This is a genomic window from Pseudomonas entomophila (assembly GCF_013523125.1).
Classification (GTDB): domain Bacteria; phylum Pseudomonadota; class Gammaproteobacteria; order Pseudomonadales; family Pseudomonadaceae; genus Aquipseudomonas; species Aquipseudomonas entomophila_B.
Genome location: NZ_JAAMQJ010000016.1, coordinates 20,192 through 37,830, shown reverse-complemented (window position 1 = coordinate 37,830; position 17,639 = coordinate 20,192). Strand labels below are relative to the sequence as shown.

Below are 17,639 nucleotides of genomic sequence, written 5' to 3'. Positions count from 1 at the left end.
AACGGGGTGGCCATTATAGGGAAGCCGGGCGCTGACGGCTGCGTTATCATGCCGCCGCTCGCTTCAGGTTGAGTTAAGCCGCAAGCCATAAGCTTGAGTCGTACCCAACACGAAGACCTCGATGGAGAGACCCATGAAAACGCTGACTGCCCTGCTGACCGCCGCCACGCTCGCCCTGGGGGCCAATGCGGCCTTGGCCAAGGACGTCCAGCCCGACGAAGTGGTCAAGCTGGTCAATGGCAAGACCGTCAAGTCGCTCGACGAACTCAAGGCGACGGCGATCGCCAAGCACCCCGGCTCGACGGCCACCGATTCGGAGCTCGAGAACGAATACGGCCGCTACATCTACAAGGTCGAATTGCGCGACGCCCAAGGCGTGGAGTGGGATGTCGACCTGGATGCCCGCACCGGTGACATCCTGAAGGACGAACGGGACAACTGATGAACGATCTGTCGCTGACGGCGCGCTGCCTGGTGCTGGCGCTGTCGGCTTGCTGCTCGCTGGCGGTGGCCCGCGACCTGGATCAGGACGAAGCCCTCGAGTTGCGACGCGAGGGCGTCATCCTGCCGCTGGAAAAGCTGCTCGAAGCGGCCCTCGCGCGCCACCCCGGCTCACGCCTGCTCGAAGCCGAGCTGGAAAAGGAGCATGGGCGCTACGAGTACGAGGTGGAAATGCTCACCCCCGAAGGTGTGGTGCGCGAAATCAAGCTCGATGCCAGCACGGGTGCGTTGCTCAAAGACGAGGAAGATGACTGAATGCGCTTGTTGTTGGTGGAGGATAACGTCCCGCTTGCCGATGAACTGACCGCGAGCCTGCAGCGCCAGGGCTACGCGGTCGACTGGCTGGCCGATGGTCGCGACGCGGTATACCAGGGCCAGAGCGAACCCTATGACCTGATCATCCTGGACCTGGGCCTGCCGGGCCTGCCGGGCCTCGAGGTCCTGGCGCAATGGCGTGCCGGCGGCCTGCTCGCGCCGGTGCTGATCCTCACGGCGCGTGGTTCCTGGGCCGAGCGCATCGAAGGGCTCAAGGCTGGCGCCGACGATTACCTGAGCAAACCCTTTCATCCCGAGGAATTGCAGCTGCGCATCCAGGCGCTGGTGCGCCGTGCACGCGGGTTGGCCAATCAGCCGCGCCTGGAGGCTGCCGGGCTGCACCTGGACGAGACGCGCCAGTGCGTGACCCGCGATGGGCTCGATGTCCAGCTGACCGCCGCCGAGTTTCGGTTGTTGCGCTATTTCATGCTGCACCCGCAGCAGATCCTGTCCAAGGGGCACTTGGCCGAACACCTCTATGACGGCGAGACCGAGCGCGATTCGAACGTGCTCGAGGTGCACGTCAATCACTTGCGGCGCAAGCTGGGCCGCAGCGTGATCGAGACCCATCGCGGTCAGGGCTACCGCTATGCCGGACACCGCGAATGAAGTCCATCCAGGGGCGTCTGAGCCTCGGGCTGGTCGCAGTGCTGGTGGTGGTGGGGCTGGGGTTCGCGCAATTGGGGCTATGGCTGTTCGAGGTCGGCTTGCAGCGTTACCTGGAGGCGGGCCTGCGCAAGGAAAGCGAGAACCTGCTGGTGGCCCTGATGCGTGGCCCGAATGGCCTGCAACTGGATGAGCGCCGGGTGTCGGCGGCGTACCAGCGCCCGCTGTCAGGCTATTACTTTCGCATCGATTTCGAGCAGGGCAGTTGGCGTTCGCGCTCGCTCTGGGACCTGGAGATGCCCAAGCCGGCTCAGCCGGGCCTGGAAAGCGGCCATCAATTGGCGCCGGAAGGTCAGCAATTGCTGGTGCTGCGCGCGGACTATCGGCGGCTGGGGCAGGACATCTCGATCAGCGTGGCGCAGGATTATTCGCCGGTGCGCGATGGGTTCAGGCGTCTCGAGCAGATCGGGCTGGGGCTGGGACTGGTGGCGCTGTTGTTGATCCTGGTGCTGCAGCGCGTGACCGTGACCCGCTCGCTGCGCCCGCTGGAGCGCGCTCGCCGACAGATCGCCCAGTTGCAACAGGGACGGCGCTCGCAGCTGGACGAGCAGGTGCCCAGCGAACTGGAGCCACTGGTGGCACAGATCAACCACTTGCTGGCCCACACCGAAGACAGCTTGCGGCGGTCCCGCAATGCCCTGGGCAATCTGGGCCATGCCTTGAAAACGCCGCTGGCGGTGCTGCTCAGCCTGGCGAGCAGTGAACGCCTCAAGGACCAGCCCGAGGTGCGTGCACAACTGCAGGAACAGCTCGAGCAGATCCAGCAGCGCCTGGCGCGCGAACTCAACCGCGCACGCCTGGCGGGCGATGCGCTGCCAGGTGCGCAGTTCGACTGTGACGCGGAATTGCCAGGGCTGCTCGCCACGCTGGGCATGATTCATGGTGAAGGGCTTGTCTTGTGCAGCGAGGTACCGCCTGGCCTGCTGCTGCCCTGGGACCGCGAGGACCTGCTCGAGCTGTTGGGCAACCTGCTGGACAATGCCTGCAAATGGGCCGACAGCGAGGTACGGCTCGCCATTGCACAGACGCCCGAAGGTTACCGGTTGTGGGTGGACGACGACGGCCCCGGCATCCCTGAAAGCGCGCGTCAGAGCGTCCTGGAGCGCGGGTCGCGCCTGGACGAGCAGGTCGATGGTCACGGGCTGGGTCTGGGGATCGTTCGCGACATCGTCGACGCCTGGGGCGGGCAGCTGACCTTGCAGGAAAGTCCACAGGGCGGATTGCGCGTGGACGTGCAGTTGCCCAGGCGGTAGCGGGGCTGTCTTCGGTGCTGCCATCGCTGGCGCGCCCCAAGGCGTCGTGGGCCTTTCAATGTCTTTGGAAAAAGCCCTGAGACAGGGTCATGGTTACATCCACAGCTTCACCGGCATGAGGCAGGCAAGCGCAGTCCTCCTGTGGGAGTCCGCCCGCCGCCTTGGCGCCGCGCTGTCGCGCAGAGAACATGGTGATGGTCGGCAGGATCCAAGGCTTTATTGCTAACCGAGTTTAGGGCCGCTTCGCGGTCGGTCCGGCCGCATCGCTGCAAGAAAGTTGCAGGCCAAGCGCATTTTTTTGAATTGGTCAGTGTCCAGGTGCGTTAGGCACAATGGCCTGCCGCGCTGCTGCAGCCTCCAGGGCGTCTCGGTCAAACTTCGTCAGGTAGTCCCTTCCTCCATGTTCTCCAGAACCTCAAACACCCGCTGGCAGCTGCCGCCCTCCCTGAATACACCGCCACGCGAATGGCTGCGTGCAGGTCTTGGCGCCGTACTGGGCCTGTTCCTGGCCGGCTGGTCATGCAGTCTGGCCTTCGGCCCCTCGATCGCCTTGCACCTGCTCGGCCCGTTGGCGGCATCGGCCGTGCTGGTTTTCGCCGTTCACTCAGGCCCTCTGGCCCAACCTTGGCCGGTGATCGGGAGCTATGCGCTGGCCGGCCTCGTCGGCCTGGCCATGCGCCAAGGCCTGGGCGATGCGCTCTGGGTCGCCGCCGCTGCGCTGGGCGTATCGATCCTGGTGATGTGCCTGCTGCGCTGCCTGCATCCGCCGGGCGGCGGGGTGGCAGCCAGCCTGGTGCTGGCCGACCCTGGGCTGGTGGCGATGGGTGATCGGGTGCTCGAGCCGGTCCTGCTCAACGCCGTGATCCTGGTCACGGTCGCGGTGCTCTACAATCGCCTGACCGGCGTGCGTTACCCCAAGGGCGCGGCGCCGCGCAAAGACCTTCATCATACCCACGACCCCCTGCCGACCGAGCGTGTCGGTGTCAATGCCGAGGACTTGGATCAGGCCCTGGAGGCGCTGGGCGAGTTCGTCGATGTCACCCGCGATGAGCTGGAACGGATCATCCTGGCCACCGAGCGACAGGCGCTGCAACGTAGCCTCGGCGGGCTCACGGCCGCCTCGGTGATGTCCCGTGACATCCAGGTCGCCACCCCTCGGACCAGCCTGGAAGAGGCCTGGCGGCTGCTGTCGAGCCACCGTCTTCACACGTTGCCGGTGCTCGATCAGGGGCGTCTCGTCGGCATCGTCAGTCTCAGCGATCTGGTCGGGCCCGCCATGGCTCGGGGCCGTTTCAGTTGGCGCGGCCTGCTGACGCGCCGTTCGGTGCGCCTGGCGCACATCATGAGTCGCCGGGTCGTCAGCGTCAGTGCCCAGCAGCCTTTGGCCTACCTGCTGCCACTGCTGTGCGAGCAGGGCCTGCATTGCCTGCCGGTGCTGGAAGGCGATGCGCTGGTCGGTGTGGTGACCCAGACCGACCTGATCGCTGGGCTGGAACGTCGTCTGCTCGATGCGCCGGCCCAGGTATCAGGCGAGCGGATCCCAGCGCTGTGACCAGTCGCTGGTGTCCTCGGCCACCTGGTGTCGCAGCAGATTCAGCGCGCACTGCAAGGCGTCGCTGTCGCGCTCGCGGGCATGCACCAGAAAGGTGGGGTAGGTGAACTCGGGTGCCTGCACGACCCGTTCGAACACACCGCTGTCCAGGTAGGCCTGCACCACGCGCGTACGAAAGTAACCGCTGCCACCCTGGTCGAGAATGAACTGCAAGGCCAGCGGTCCCAGGTTGAAACTCACGTCTGCCCGTGCGCATTCGGGCAGTGCGGCATCGTGCTGGCGGCGAAAGGCTTCGCCCCAGTCGACGTAGACATAGGGCGCCGGCCGGTCCTTGCGCTGAATCCGGACCAGCTTTTCTTCCATCAGTTGCTCTACCTGCAAGCCGGGTGCATAGCTCGGCTGATAGACCAGCACGGCATCGAGCAAGCCCATTTCGACCTTGCGCAACAACGACTCGCCATCGCTGACTTCGCTGCGAACCGCATGCTCCGGCAGCGCCTGACGCACTGCGCAGACCCATTCGAGCATCAAGGGTGTGCCCAGGCTGACCTCGCCGCCGATGTTCAGCACCGGTTGTCCGCCCGGCGCGCGTGGCAGGTCTCGGCGCGCGGCGTCCCACGTCTGGACCAGTTGATTGGCGTAACTCAGGAAGGCTTCACCGTCTGGCGTCAGGCGAGCGCCGCTGCGGCCCCGCACGAACAGTTGACAGGCCAGTTGCTGCTCCAGGCGCTGGACCCGTGCACTGATCGCGGTCTGCGACACGCAGAGGCGATCGGCGGCGGCGACCAGGCTGCCGCAGCGCGCGATTTCGAGGAAGGTCCGGGCTTGATCGATGTCCATGCTGAAGCTCGACGAGAGGGTTAGGAAGAAGGAGGGCGGCATTCAGGTGCTGCGGCCCCCGTTCGGGGTCACAGGCGCGCCGCCACCTGCTCGAAGGAGGGGCGCGAGGCGACCGCTGGCTGCTGGCAGTCCTGGGCCAGCTGACGCAGGTCGGGCGCCTCGGCGCCGGCCTGTTCGAGCAGTTCGTCGAGCAGGATGCCGAAGGCGCGGACTTCGAGACGTTCCAGGCCGTCGGCCAGGCCGTGTGGCGAGAACGCCGCCGCCCCGAAGTCGCCCAGCAGGCCTTGGCCTTCGTCATCGCACAGGATGTTGTGCGCGTACAGGTCGCCGTGGTTGAGGCCGCGGGCATGCAGGTGTGCGCCAGCCAGGGCTATGGTACGCGCCAGCCGGCGTAGGGCCGGCAAGCGCAAGGGCGGCCGGGCCGGGTAGCGATCACGGGTGCAACTGTCGAGGCTGGGCGGCCCGGCAAGGTTGAACCAGGCAGGGTCGATCAGCGGCATGACCAGCGCCGGTAGCCCCGTAGGGTGGTCATCGATGCGGCCGAGCAGGCCGGTCAGGCCTGCATGTTGCCCTGCCGCCAGGCAGGCCCGGACCTCGGCCAGCGGCGCGCCGTCACTGGTCAAGGCGCCTTTGAACAGTTTCACGGCGACTGGGGCTGGATCGTCGTCGAGGTGAGCGCGATGAATGACGCCCGAGGCGCCTCGGCCCAGCTCTTCCTCCACGGTCACACGATGCCAGCTGACCGAGCGACAGGCCTTGAGATCTGCCAGGGGCTCGGGTTCGCAAGGGTTGCCCGAGAACGCCAGCCAGGCGAGCCTGGGCAGGCCCAGCAGCCAACGGGGCAGGGCCGTCAGGCGGTTGCTGGCCAGGCGCAGCAGCTCGAGATGTTCGCAGCGTACCAGGGCCTCTGGCAGCTGGCTCAGGCGGTTGCCCGAAAGCATGAGCTTTTGCAGGTGCACGCAGTCACCCAGCGCGTCAGGCAGGGCCTCGAGCCGGTTTTCGGTCAGGATCAAGGCGCGCAAGGCGGGTGGCAGCGCACGACCGTCGACGTGTTCGATGAGGTTGTTGCGAAACCCGACGGTCTCGAGTCGCTGGCACTGGCCAACGCCCAGAGGAAGCTCGGTGAACAGGTTGTCCGAGCAGAACAGCACCTTCAAGTGCGTCAGGCGGTGCAGGTCGTGCGGCAGGCGCCTGAGCCGGTTGTTCGAGAGGTTCAGCACCTCCAGGCTGTCGGCCAGGCTGAAGATTTCCTGCGGGCATTCATCCAGGTCTTGGCTGAGGTCCAGGCGGGTCAGGCCGCGCAAGCGTCCGGCCTTGAGGTCGTCGAGGGTATGCATCGCCAATCATGTGCCATTCAATGCGAAGAGGCAGGCGATGATAGCGGCATTCGCTCGCGAAGGGGCAGGCAGCGCATGGACGGCAGGCGAGCCGGAGGTCGCACCACGGCCGCAGGTGGCGTAGGCTGAGGGCTTGTGCACACGGAGCCGACCCATGTCCGACCCTTACTCTCTGAACCGTTTCGTCGAAGCGCAGCAGCCGGTCTACGCACGCGTATTCCAAGAACTGCAGGCAGGCCACAAGCGCAGCCATTGGATGTGGTTCGTCTTTCCTCAGCTACAAGGGCTGGGGCGCAGCGAGATGGCTGCGCGCTATGCGATCTCAGGGCTGGAGGAGGCGCGCGCCTATCTGGCGCACGAGGTGCTCGGTCATCGTCTCAAGCGTTGCGTGACGACGTTGCTCCAGCACACCGACAAAAGTGCTCGACAGATCCTGGGTACGCCCGACGACCTGAAGCTGCGCTCGTGTCTGACGCTGTTCGACAGCGCCGACCCGGACGAGCCGCTGTGGCAACTGGCCCTGATGCAGTTCTTCGACGGCACGCCGGACGCCGCCACGCTGGGACGACTCGGTCGTTGAGTGGCTCAGGCCCTGCGTTCCAGTTGACGCTCGATCAGGTACTTGACGCTCAGGCGACGTTCCTTGAGGTGGCGAAGCGCCTCGTCTTCGTAGTTGCCCGCTGAAATCGATTCGGCGGCCAGCACCTGGTTGTCGATATCGATGTAGTCGTCGAGCAGCCGGTCCAGTTCCTTGTCCGTCTGACGACGCTGTTGCACGATCTCGCGAGGGTAGTGCAGGTCCTGATACAGGTCATGTGAAACCGGCATGGCAGTGCTCCTTGTGCGAATGACTGGGTTACCGTTTGAGCAGGCTACCTGGGGCGAGTTGAGCCAACCTGCCGCTGGACGCGACGAACGGTTGCGAGGGCACGCGTCAGGCCGCCAGACGATGGGAACGTCTCCCGCCGAAGATGGGAGGGCGCTGGGGCCTGCCCCTTTCATCCGGCATCCGTGAAGCGCGGCGGCGGACTAAGCCGCTGTTTTAAGAGATTTTTTTCGCTTGAGGGGTTCCCATCGCCCGATTTCCTTGGTACATTGCCGCTCATTCCCGCACAGCCAGTCACACATCGGTTGTCGGTGGATACAGGGGCGTCGCCAAGCGGTAAGGCAGCAGGTTTTGATCCTGCCATGCGTTGGTTCGAATCCAGCCGCCCCTGCCATTTTTTCTCCCTCTCGCAATTCTTTCGTTTCATACGTGAAGGCGTATCGAGACGTTTTGTCGTGTCTGCGATTCGAGTCAGGCAAGGTCGACGCCACGTCCGCCTGGCGTCGATGCCTGCGCTACCGAGGTAGCGCACCTTTCAGCCGCCGTGAGTCCCGAGCAATTCGCCGAGCGCCTTGGTCAAGGTGGTCGGTTGCACGGGCTTCTGCACCACCAGGCTGCCAGGCAGCTCCAGCCCTTCGAGATCGGCGTACCCCGTCAGGAACACCACAGGCAGGTGGGCATACCGTTCGCGCGCCGCTTGCGCCAGCTGGGCGCCGTTGAACTCGGGCATGGCGAAGTCGGTGAGCAGGACATCGATCTGCTCATCGAGCAGCGTCAGCGCGTGTTCGCCGCCTGTGGCTTGGCGCACCTGGTAGCCGTACTGGTGGAGCATTTCGCCGATCAGCTCGCGTACCCGATCGTCGTCGTCCACCAACAGGACCGTCCGGTCGCTGCCGATGAGGCTGGGCGCCAAGGTCGTCGCTGGGCCGCTGACCGGGGCGGCCTGTGGTTGCTTGACTGCCGGCAGGTAGACCGTGACCTCGGTGCCCTGGCCAGGCGCGGTGACGATGCGCACCCCACCGCCCGACTGCTTGGCGAAGCCGAATACCTGGGCCAGGCCCAGGCCCGAGCCCTTGCCGATGTCCTTGGTGGTGAAGAAGGGTTCGAAGACCTTGCCGACGATCTCTTCGCTCATGCCGAAGCCGGTATCGCGGATCGACAGGCTCACGTATTCCCCAGGCTCGGGTTCTTCGGGGCGTTGCGGCAGCGCCTCGATGTGCGTGTTGCGGGTGCTGAGGGTCAGCTGTCCCCCCTCGGGCATCGCATCGCGGGCATTGATGGCCAGGTTGAGGATGATCATTTCGGTCTGGGTCGGATCGGTCAGCGCCTGCCACAACAAGGGGTCGAGGTCGAGGCGAACCGAAATGCTGCCGCCGAGGGTCCGGCGCAGCAGCTCTTCCAGGCCGGCGAAGGTGTGGTTCAGGTTCACCGGTATCGGTTCGAGCCGTTGGCGTCGGGAGAAGGCCAGCAGCTGGGCGGTCAGCTTGGCGCCGCGCTCGCCGGCCTCCCGGATGTGCTGCAGGCGCGACATGGCCTTGGCCAGGTCAGGCTTGGCCAGGTCACGTTCGAGGAAGCTGGCGCCCGTCAGGATGACCGTCAGCAGGTTGTTGAAGTCATGGGCGACGCCGGCCGTGAGCTGGCCCACGGCCTCCAGGCGCTGCATCTGTTGCAAGGTCGCCTCGATTCGCTCGCGCTCGGCGATCTGCTCGCGCAGTCGCCGGTTGGCCTCGCCCAGTTCCAGAGTGGCTTCGCGTTCGCTGGTGATGTCGCGCGCCACGACATAGAGCAGATCGTCGTCCTGCACCACCACCCACGACAACCAGCGCTGCTGGCCGCTGGCGTGCTGCACGGGGCCGACGAAGCGCGCGCTGCCATTGCCTTGGCTGAGCGCGGCCAGCTCGGACACGAACATCTCCCGCGCGGATTCGGGGAGCACCGTCAGCAGGGAGGTCTCGGACAAGTGCGCGCGGGTGAGGCCGAGCACCGTTTCCCAGGCCGGGTTGAGCGCCACGGGCGTCAGGTCCTGCTTGAGCACCGCCGACAGGTCCTGGGACAGGTCCCACGCACGGTCGCGCTCACGGGTCCGGCGCTCCACGCGCTCACCCAGCATTTCGTTGAGCTGCTTGAGCGCCTGGGTGGCCAGGTGCTGCTGATGCACATCCTGCAGCACGCCGGAGAACCGCACGCACTGGCCGTCGACGAAACGCGACTGCCCGGTGCTCAGCAACCAGCGCGGCTCGTGCCCGCCATGCCCCATGACGCGGAATTCCACGCGGTAGCGCCCGCTGCCACTTGGTTGCAAAGCCTGCTCGACGGCCTGGCGCACGTGGGGCAAGTCCTCAGCAAACAAGCCTGCGTAGAACACCTCCAGGTTCACCGGTGCATCCAGTGCCAGGCCGAACAAGGCCCGGCAGCGGTCATCCCAGATCAGCTGATCGGTCTCCGGACGGAAGTCCCAGGTCCCCATGCCCGCGGCATCGATGGCGATCCGCGCGCGTGCCTCGACATCGGCCAGGGCTTGCTCGGCATGACGACGGCGTTGGCGCTCCTGCACTTCGGTCATCGCACGCCTGACAGCCTTGGGCAGCAGCGAGAGGTTCTTCTTCAGGACGTAGTCGGTGGCGCCGAGGCGGATCATTTCCACCGCGTGCTCTTCACCGTAGATCCCCGACAGGAAGATGAAGGGCACGTCGGGTGCCAGACGCTGAGCGATGGCCAGCACCTCGGTACCGGACGAGCTAGGCAGCACGCAGTCGCACAGCACCATGTCGAAGATGTCTTCGCGCAACGCACGCTCGGCGCCGACGTGGTCGAAGACGTGTCGAGCCTGGACCTGCAGGCCGTTTCGCTCCAGGCGCATCAGCGTCAGTTCGGCGTCCATCGAGCTGTCTTCGACCATCAACAGCTTGAGTGGCACCGACTGCGTGCCCACCGGGCTCAGTTGGGACCCCGACGCGGCAGGCGCAGCGATCCGGGAGGCGGCTCGTTGAGCACGGCCCAGAAGAGGCCCAGGTCGGAAATCGCCGCGACGAATTCCTTGAAGTCGACAGGCTTGACCACGTAGGCGTTCACGCCCAGCTCGTAGGCGCGTTCCAGGTCGGGCTCTTCGCGTGAAGAGGTCAGCATGACGGTCGGAATGCTGCGCAGCGCCGGCGTCTCGCGGACAATTTTCAACACTTCCAGGCCGTCGACCTTCGGCAGTTTCAGGTCCAGCAACATCACGGCGGGATTGCCGGGGTCACGGTCCGCGAACGCGTTGCGCTGGAACAGGTAGTCAAGGGCATCGGCGCCATCGCGAATGACGATGACTTCATTGGCCAACTGACTGCGTTCCAGCGCCAGCAAGGTCAACTCCAGGTCTCTGGGGTTGTCTTCGACCAACAGGATCGGTTTGAGCATGATGATGCGGTGTCCTCAAGCGTGCAGCGGTTGTCGGGGCAGCGAAAAATGGAACGTGGCCCCCTTGTCGATCTGGCCTTCGGCCCAGACCTCGCCATCGTGGCGTTCGATGATGCGCCGGACGCTGGCCAGGCCGATGCCCGTCCCCTCGAAATCTTCCATGCGGTGCAGGCGCTGGAAGACCCCGAACAGCTTGTTAGCATAGGTCATGTCGAAGCCTACGCCGTTGTCGCGGATGAAGAGCTCGGTATGGGTCGCACTTTGCCGATAACCGATCTGGATACGCGCCGGGGTGCGGCCTCGGCTGTATTTGACGGCGTTGGCGATCAGGTTCTGCAAGACCATCTTCAAGAAGGCCGGGTCGGCGATGACCTTGGGCAGCGAAGCGATCTGCCAGTCGATCTGACGGCCTTCGATATCGGGCGCCAGCTCGGCGCGGATGGTTTCGATCAGCGCATTGGGGTCGACGTCCGACAGGCGCAGGGCAGAGCGGCCCATCTGCGAGAAATTGAGCAGGTTGTCGACCAGGGTGCCGGCGAAGCGTGCCGCCTCCTCGATGTGCTGCAGGAAGCGCTGGCCGCGTTCGGTCAAGGTCTGTGCTTCCATCTCGCCCAGCAGCTCGGTATAGCCGGCGATGTGCCGAAGGGGCGCGCGCAGGTCATGGGAGACACTGTAGGAGAAGGCCTCGAGTTCCTTGTTCGAGCGCTTCAGCTCGCTGGCCAGCTGAGCCAGCTCCTCGGCCTTGCGCAGAACGATGCCGAGCACGGCGTTGCGCAGCTCCAGGCTGCTTTCAAGCACCAACGGATCCCACGGCTTGCTGAAGTCACGCACCTCTTCCTGCCAGCGCTCGAAGCTGTTGCGCGGATCCAGCGTGCCCTGCGGGCTGAGGTGTTTTTCCGGGCGTCCGGCCCATTCGACCGTACGTGCCTGCTCGGGCCTGAACCAGACCAGGTAGTGTGAGTGGATCTGCGAGATGGCCAGGGCCAGCACGCCGGCGGCATGCTCGCCCAGCTCTGGCAGCTCTTCGATGTCGCGGCGTACGTTGTCGGTGTGGAAGACGTTCTCGTCGCCTCGGCGCGACAGCCAATGGACCAGGGCGGTGATCTGCGCGGTGGGCGGCGTCTGCCCGACGACGTCGCAGCGGTCGGCGCTGATGATCGCGGCGCCCGAGGCGTCGGCGAACGCCAGCAGCACTTCGGGCAGCTCCAGCAGGCCCAGGGCCACGCTGTCATGGTCGGCCATGGACGACAGCATCTTGACGATGTGCTGGCGCAAGTCGAGCAGCTTGCGGGTGTTGGTGTGCGATTCGCGGGACTCGATCTGCAGCGACAGGACGCTGGCCAGCAATTCGCAGGCAGTGCGCGTCTGGAAATCCACCGTCCGCGGTTCATCGTGGTGACAGGAGATCAATCCCCACAGCTTGCCCTCCACCACGATCGAGAGCGACATCGACGCCAGGGTGCCCATGTTGCGCATGTAGTGCAGGTGCACGGGCGAGACGCTGCGCAACGAGGCGAAGCTGAGGTCGAGCGGCTTGCCGGTGCGTGGGTTGTTTTCAGGTACCAGGCGAGCGGGTTGGTAGTTGGCATCGCCGATCAGGCGGATCCGGTTGATGCGATACAGCTCGCGGGCCTGGCGCGGAATGTCCGAGGCCGGAAAGCACAAGCCCAGGTAGCGTGGATAGCCGGGTTCGGCTTCTTCGGCCAGGACCAGGCCATTGCCTTCGGCATCGAAGCAGTAGGCCTTGACCCGGCCAAAGCCGGTCAGGCGCTTGATTTCCTGGACGCTACGCGTCAGCAGGTCATGGGTGTCGCCCACCTGGTGCAGGCTGCCGACGAAGGCGCGGATCAGCCAATAGTGGCTGTTCTGCGAGACCATGCGCTTGCACGGTTCGAACTCGGCCAGCAGGACCTGGTCATGGCGATGAACCAGCAATTGCAGGAGATCGCCCGAGGCGCCCTCGGCGCACAGTCGCACGTTGCTGATGTGGAAGGGGAAGTTTTCCTGTTCCGGCATCTGCTCCAGGTTCAGCTCAAGGTCGAATTCGGCATCCAGAAACTGGCGTGCGTCCCGCCCGATCAGCGCGTGCGCCGACAGGCCCAGCCAGCGCTCGGCATTCTCGCTGGCTTGCAGAATGCTGAAATCGCTTTCGTCCAGCACGAGCAGGAAGCCTTGGGGCTGAATGCTGCCAGGTACGCGAATGGGCTCTTGGGCGCAGCGTTCGATGGCTTGCTGGAGAGAAGGGTCGGCGATGGTCAACGGTAACGCTCCCGGTCCGTCATACGAGATCGGACGTGTAGGCACATGGCATAAGGCTGTCTACGGTAGCAGAAAAGGGTCGTGATTACCGGCCCGGGATGCATACGAAAGCAAAAGCCTTCGCGGGTTTCATCGCTGCGCGCAGCGGTGCGCCCGAGGCGTGACGATCGGGCGCGAGGGCACTCCAGACATAGCTACCGCCCGGGCCCGGAAAGGGCTGCCCAGACTCGGCTCTCCTTGTACATGAGAGGCTTCGCCATGTCCGACCATCTTGCCCCGGCCACCAGTATCGATACCCTGATCGCCCGTCAATTGCCCGCCTGGTTTCGGTCGGCCTCGGCCGAGCAGCGCGCCGCCCTGCGCACGCACCTGCTTGCGCAGCAGCGGGCCCATACTCGGGCACGGCAGGTACTCGCGGCCATTCCCGCCTTGCCGGTGTTCGCCGAGGCCTTGCTGGCGCCGGTGCTCAAGCGTGAGCTCGAATGCCAGCTGGACGTGCGTACCAGCCAGATCAACGTGGTGGCTTACCTGCCCGAGGCCAGTGCCAGCCTCGGTCTGGCGCAGACCTACAAACGTCATGTCAGCCAGCAGAGCCTGCTGGCGGCGGCCTTGCACAACTTCGAGGCCAGCGAAACGGCCTCGGCTGCCTTCTCGTCCGAGACCCAGATCGTCGATGCGGCCCGCCAGCCTGTTGCCTTGAAGCCTGAGCGCTTCGCGCACTTGTGTCGAACGCTGGACATCGGTGGTCAGTACCAGCGTCAGATCAAGGCGGTGTTGACGCCCCAGGGCGCCGCGCGAGAGGGCGTCGAGCAAGTGCTGGAGGAGGCTTTCCGAACAGCCCTCGTCGCGGATGCCTGCCTGGCCCGGCTACGCGGTGGCCTCGATCAGGACAACTACCGACGCTTGTTGGCGTGGGCGGCATCCACGCCCGTGGTGCCGCCTGACGCCTGCGTACTGAAGGCACACGAGATACGGGTACTGGGTAAGCGGATCAACGGTGTGCTGGCCATCGAGGTTCGATCGGATGCCTCGCCAGACGCCCGCCTGGAGGCCATCATCGCCTGGATACCAGGCGATCCCATCGCTACCGTGTCCATGCATGCCTCCTGGCGTGCACTGTCGATCGCCCTGGCCGGACGCCTTGCGGTACCAGGCTATTCGGCGTTCTTCGAGCAGTTGCTGGGCAAGGAGGATCAACTGGCATTCGGCCGTACGCTGGCGCGCCTGTTGCGCGAGGAGACGTCCAGTACGCCTGCCGAGATCGATGGCAGGCATGAAGCGATCGCCGGCAATGCGTTCGTTCACTTGCGCCAGCGGCAGGTCGCTGCAATCCTGGCCGACGCCAAGGTGCTGGCCGTGCCGACCGGTGAAGAAGACCGCAAGGCCCGCGCCGCTCGACTGGAGAGCTATGTCGACGCCGGGCTCGATCTGCTGGGGCTGGCCAGCCTGTTCGTGCCAGGGATGGGCGTGGTGATGCTGGGCGTCGCGGCCGTCCAGTTGGCCAGGGACGTGTACGAAGGCTACGAGGACTGGGCGCTGGGTGATCGTGAGGCGGCCATGTCGCACCTGTTCAACGTCGCCGAGAGCCTCGTGAGCAATGCGCTGATCGCAGGTGCCTCTGTCGCCGTGGCGCGAGTGGCCCAGCGCGTGCGTTTCGTGGATGACCTCGCTCCTGTCGTTGGCGACTCTGGCGCGCTGCGCCTGCTTGATCCGAGCCTTCCCGGCTATGCCATTCAGGGGGCCGAAGCGGCGCCACACCACTTGCATGTGCGTCATGTGAGCACGCAGGCGGGCCTGCTAAGGCTCGAGCGTTCGCACGAGCAGGCGCACTGGCGAGTCGTCCACCCCCGGCGCAAGGGTGCCTATTCGCCACCGGTGGAGGGCAATGTGGCGGGTGGCTGGCGGCATGCGCTGGAGCAGCCCCAGGCGTGGAGCGATGTCGGTGAACTGGTGCGCCGCCTCGACAGCGAGGCGGCCCGGGCCAGCGACGAGGCGGTGCGCTTCGCAGTGCGTGTCACCGGCATGACCGAGGATCAGCTTCGCGGCCTGCACCTGGAAAATGCACCGGCACCTGCGCGGCTGCGTGACGCGTTGCACCGGTATGACGTGCACCTTCGATTCCCCGACGAGCGAGGTGCTGCGCTCGAAGCGCAGATAGCCGCGAGCCAACCGGTGGTGCAGGCTGCCGCACAGGTGCTCCGGCGTGACTTCCCAGGGCTGACGCCGCGATGCGCCAATGAACGGGTCGAACATGCGACCCAGGCACAGGTGCAGCGCCTGATGGACGAGCGACGTGTGCCGTTGGCGCTGGCCCAGCAAGCGCGTTGGGCGCTGCACGATGCGCGTCTGGACCGTGCGTGCGCAGGGCTGCTGATCCTCCAGATGGCGGGGCAGGACACGGAAAGGTTGGCATTGGGCCTCATCGAGGCGGTGGCGCCGTGGCCGGAAGGCATACGGATAGAGATTCGTCAGGACGCGCCGCATGGCGCCGTGATTGCCCAGTCGACCGCGACGGTCGACGCCGAGGCGAAGGTGATCGTCAGCAAGCAGGGCCGGTACGCGTGTGTGGATGCCCTGGGCGGCCTCGTGCCGGGCAGTCGCCAGGATGGCACGTTGAACGAGGCGCTCTTGCTGAGGCTCGACCCCTTGCAGAAGCTGTTGCTCGGCAAGGCCGATCTGACGGCGCCAGAGCTGGGTGAGCGTCTGGCCGAGCAGGCCAGCCGGTCACGTCTCGACGCGGCACGAGCGCTTGGCCTGGTGACCGAGCGCCAGAGGCTCAGGTCGCCGTCGCGGCTCGGCGACGGACGCGTCGGGTATCCGTTGAGTGGACGGGGTGAAAGCAGTCAGCAAGCGTTCGGCCGCGGCTTGCGCCAGCTTTACCCTACGTTTTCCACGGCGGACGTCGACGCGTTTCTGCACGAACTGCGCGGGCGGGGCATCGACCCCTGGAACTACCTGCATGAACTGCACCAGCAACTGGCCACCCTGCGTGCGGCCCTCGAGGCCTGGCAGGCCGAGCCTGGCACCTCGCTTCAAGCCCTTCGGCGGCATGAGGTGGCCGCGCGCATTCGTCGCTGCTGGCGACGCAAGCGTGGCGGTTACGATGGGGCACGGCTGGTCATCGAAGGCGAACGCGTCGGTGGTCTGCCGGCGTTGCCAGAGAGCGTCGACTTCGGGCATGTGCACGAGCTGGTACTGCGTGACATGGGCCTGACCCAGCTCCCTCCCTCGTTCCTGAGTCGCTTCACGAACCTGCGAATACTGGATGTACGCCATAACCGGTTGACGCGTTTGCCCGAGGGGCTCGACACGCTGGTGCACCTGAGGGAGCTGAGGCTGGGGAACAACCGGATCGTCTGGGACGCCGAAAGCGACCGGCGGATCGCCCTGCTGGCCCAGCTCCATCGCCTTGAGCTGAGCGGCAATCCGCTGGGGGTCATGCCCAGCCTTGCTGCCCTGCGCAACCTGCGCGATGTGTCGTTGCGCGATACCTTGACCGCACAGATGCCCACCTGGCCACGACAGCGGCCCTTCGTCGAGCAGGTCGACCTGCGTGACAACGCCATTCAGCAGTTGCGCACGTCATGGTCGCAATTTTCCCTGCGGCGTCTGTTCATGCACGACAACCCGCTCGACAGCGCCAGCATGGTCGAGATCAATCGAGCCAGCCAGGAGGGACAGGCCACGTCCGAGGCTCCGGATAGTGTCCAGGCCCATGTGCCTGTCAATGCAACCGCGCGCGATCACTGGCTGGGCGACTGGTCAGGCAGGGAGCGTGCCGAGCACCAGGGCATCTGGGACAGGCTGGAGGCTGAGCCAGGCAGCGAAGACCTGCTGCGCTTTTTCGCCGATCTGGGCCAGTCCAATGAGTTCAAGCGACAACCGAAGCGGTTGCGCGCGCGTGTGGCGTATCCTGCGTGCCTGCGAACGTGACAGCCAGGTCAGGGAAGCGCTGTTCCAACAGGCCGCCGGCCCTCGCACATGCGCTGACCGCGCACTGCTCATTCTCAGTCAGCTGGAGGTGCATACCCTCGTGGCCGAGTGTACGCAGGGTCAGACCGGGGCGCTGGCCACGCGAGCGCTGCTGAGGCTGGGGCGCTCGCTGTATCGACTCGACGAAGTGGACCGCATGGCGGCCGCTCATATCCAAAGGCTGCGAAGCGAGCCCTCGCCACGGCCCGTGGACGACACCGAAGTCATCATGGCTTACCGGGTCTACCTGGCCGGACCGCTCGGATTGCCCGAGCAGCCAGACTACATGTATTTCGGCTCGCACAGCCGAGTCACTGCGTCCGATATCAATCTGGCACGTACGACCATCCTGGCCACCGAGACCCACCGTGCGGTCGCAGAATCCCTGGTGCAACGCGATTTCTGGGTAGACCATCTGCGCCAGCGTTTCGGGCATCTGATCGAAGAGATGAACAGGCCGTTTCACCTGCGGCTCGAAGGGCTCGAGGGCTGGAGCACGCTGTTCGGCGAGCAGGCCTATCTGGACAAGGCCGAGCAGCTGGCTGGCGAGCGCCAGCAGGCCGAGCACAGGCTGTTGCTGACACTGACGCTGGAGGAACTAGAGCAGGCCCCACGCTGAGCCCCGTCGCTGCTTCGGCGCAGCGTCGTGCGTGCTGCGCTGGCGCGAAACGCTGAAGCCGTTGGAGGCGTGTCTGGATAGGCGTGGCCTCTGCCGTCAG

12 protein-coding genes, 1 tRNA gene and 1 pseudogene are annotated in these 17,639 nt (G+C 65.6%); 8 read left to right on the top strand and 6 right to left on the bottom strand.

Annotated features, from left to right (window positions below):
- Positions 1-133: 133 nt before the first annotated feature.
- The 5 genes from G7007_RS10635 to G7007_RS10615 all read left to right on the top strand — a co-directional run bounded on the left by G7007_RS10635 (position 134) and on the right by G7007_RS10615 (position 4,287).
- Positions 134-442 carry a PepSY domain-containing protein gene (locus G7007_RS10635; RefSeq protein WP_181101611.1) on the top strand — a complete coding sequence of 103 codons (309 nt, stop codon included), beginning with the start codon at positions 134-136 and terminating at the stop codon, positions 440-442.
- The gene (locus tag G7007_RS10630) at positions 442-756 is read left to right on the top strand and encodes a PepSY domain-containing protein (protein ID WP_060393138.1); all 315 of its coding nucleotides are present in this window, start codon (positions 442-444) and stop codon (positions 754-756) included. The genes G7007_RS10635 and G7007_RS10630 overlap by 1 nt, the downstream gene beginning before the upstream one ends.
- Complete coding sequence (locus tag G7007_RS10625) at positions 757-1,425, top strand: response regulator transcription factor (protein ID WP_181101609.1); 669 nt, start codon at positions 757-759, stop codon at positions 1,423-1,425.
- Positions 1,422-2,735, top strand: a complete 1,314-nt coding sequence (locus tag G7007_RS10620) for a sensor histidine kinase (protein ID WP_181101607.1) — start codon at positions 1,422-1,424, stop codon at positions 2,733-2,735. The genes G7007_RS10625 and G7007_RS10620 overlap by 4 nt, the downstream gene beginning before the upstream one ends.
- 400 nt (positions 2,736-3,135) lie before the next feature.
- Positions 3,136-4,287 (top strand): HPP family protein, encoded by a 1,152-nt coding sequence (locus G7007_RS10615; protein WP_181101605.1) that lies wholly within the window; start codon positions 3,136-3,138, stop codon positions 4,285-4,287.
- On the opposite strand, the gene G7007_RS10610 is transcribed toward G7007_RS10615, so the two are convergent.
- Positions 4,261-5,127, bottom strand: a complete 867-nt coding sequence (locus G7007_RS10610; RefSeq protein ID WP_181101603.1) for a LysR family transcriptional regulator — start codon at positions 5,125-5,127, stop codon at positions 4,261-4,263. The genes G7007_RS10615 and G7007_RS10610 overlap by 27 nt on opposite strands.
- Positions 5,128-5,195: 68 nt before the next feature.
- A complete protein-coding gene (locus G7007_RS10605) occupies positions 5,196-6,464 on the bottom strand; it encodes a leucine-rich repeat-containing protein kinase family protein (RefSeq protein WP_181101601.1) in 1,269 nt (422 codons plus the stop codon).
- A gap of 154 nt (positions 6,465-6,618) precedes the next feature.
- On the opposite strand from G7007_RS10605, the gene G7007_RS10600 reads away from it, so the two are divergent.
- Positions 6,619-7,044 carry a DUF1810 domain-containing protein gene (locus G7007_RS10600; protein ID WP_181101599.1) on the top strand — a complete coding sequence of 142 codons (426 nt, stop codon included), beginning with the start codon at positions 6,619-6,621 and terminating at the stop codon, positions 7,042-7,044.
- Positions 7,045-7,049: 5 nt separating this feature from the next.
- On the opposite strand, the gene G7007_RS10595 is transcribed toward G7007_RS10600, so the two are convergent.
- A complete protein-coding gene (locus tag G7007_RS10595; RefSeq protein WP_181101597.1) occupies positions 7,050-7,292 on the bottom strand; it encodes a hypothetical protein in 243 nt (80 codons plus the stop codon).
- Between the two features lie 317 nt (positions 7,293-7,609).
- Between G7007_RS10595 and G7007_RS10590 the strand changes: the two genes are divergently transcribed.
- Positions 7,610-7,684: transfer RNA gene (locus G7007_RS10590), tRNA-Gln, on the top strand.
- Between the two features lie 141 nt (positions 7,685-7,825).
- Here G7007_RS10590 and G7007_RS10585 read toward each other — a convergent pair.
- The 3 genes from G7007_RS10585 to G7007_RS10575 are packed head-to-tail and all read right to left on the bottom strand — an operon-like array spanning position 7,826 to position 12,948.
- Positions 7,826-10,189 carry a response regulator gene (locus tag G7007_RS10585; RefSeq protein WP_181101724.1) on the bottom strand — a complete coding sequence of 788 codons (2,364 nt, stop codon included), beginning with the start codon at positions 10,187-10,189 and terminating at the stop codon, positions 7,826-7,828.
- 38 nt (positions 10,190-10,227) lie between these two features.
- On the bottom strand, positions 10,228-10,689 hold the full coding sequence (locus G7007_RS10580) for a response regulator (RefSeq protein ID WP_181101595.1): 462 nt from the start codon (positions 10,687-10,689) through the stop codon (positions 10,228-10,230).
- Between the two features lie 15 nt (positions 10,690-10,704).
- Positions 10,705-12,948, bottom strand: coding sequence for an ATP-binding protein (locus G7007_RS10575; protein ID WP_181101593.1), 2,244 nt, complete (start codon positions 12,946-12,948; stop codon positions 10,705-10,707).
- Between the two features lie 243 nt (positions 12,949-13,191).
- Here G7007_RS10575 and G7007_RS10570 point away from each other — a divergent pair.
- Positions 13,192-17,539: pseudogene (locus G7007_RS10570) on the top strand (NEL-type E3 ubiquitin ligase domain-containing protein).
- Positions 17,540-17,639 lie beyond the last annotated feature (100 nt).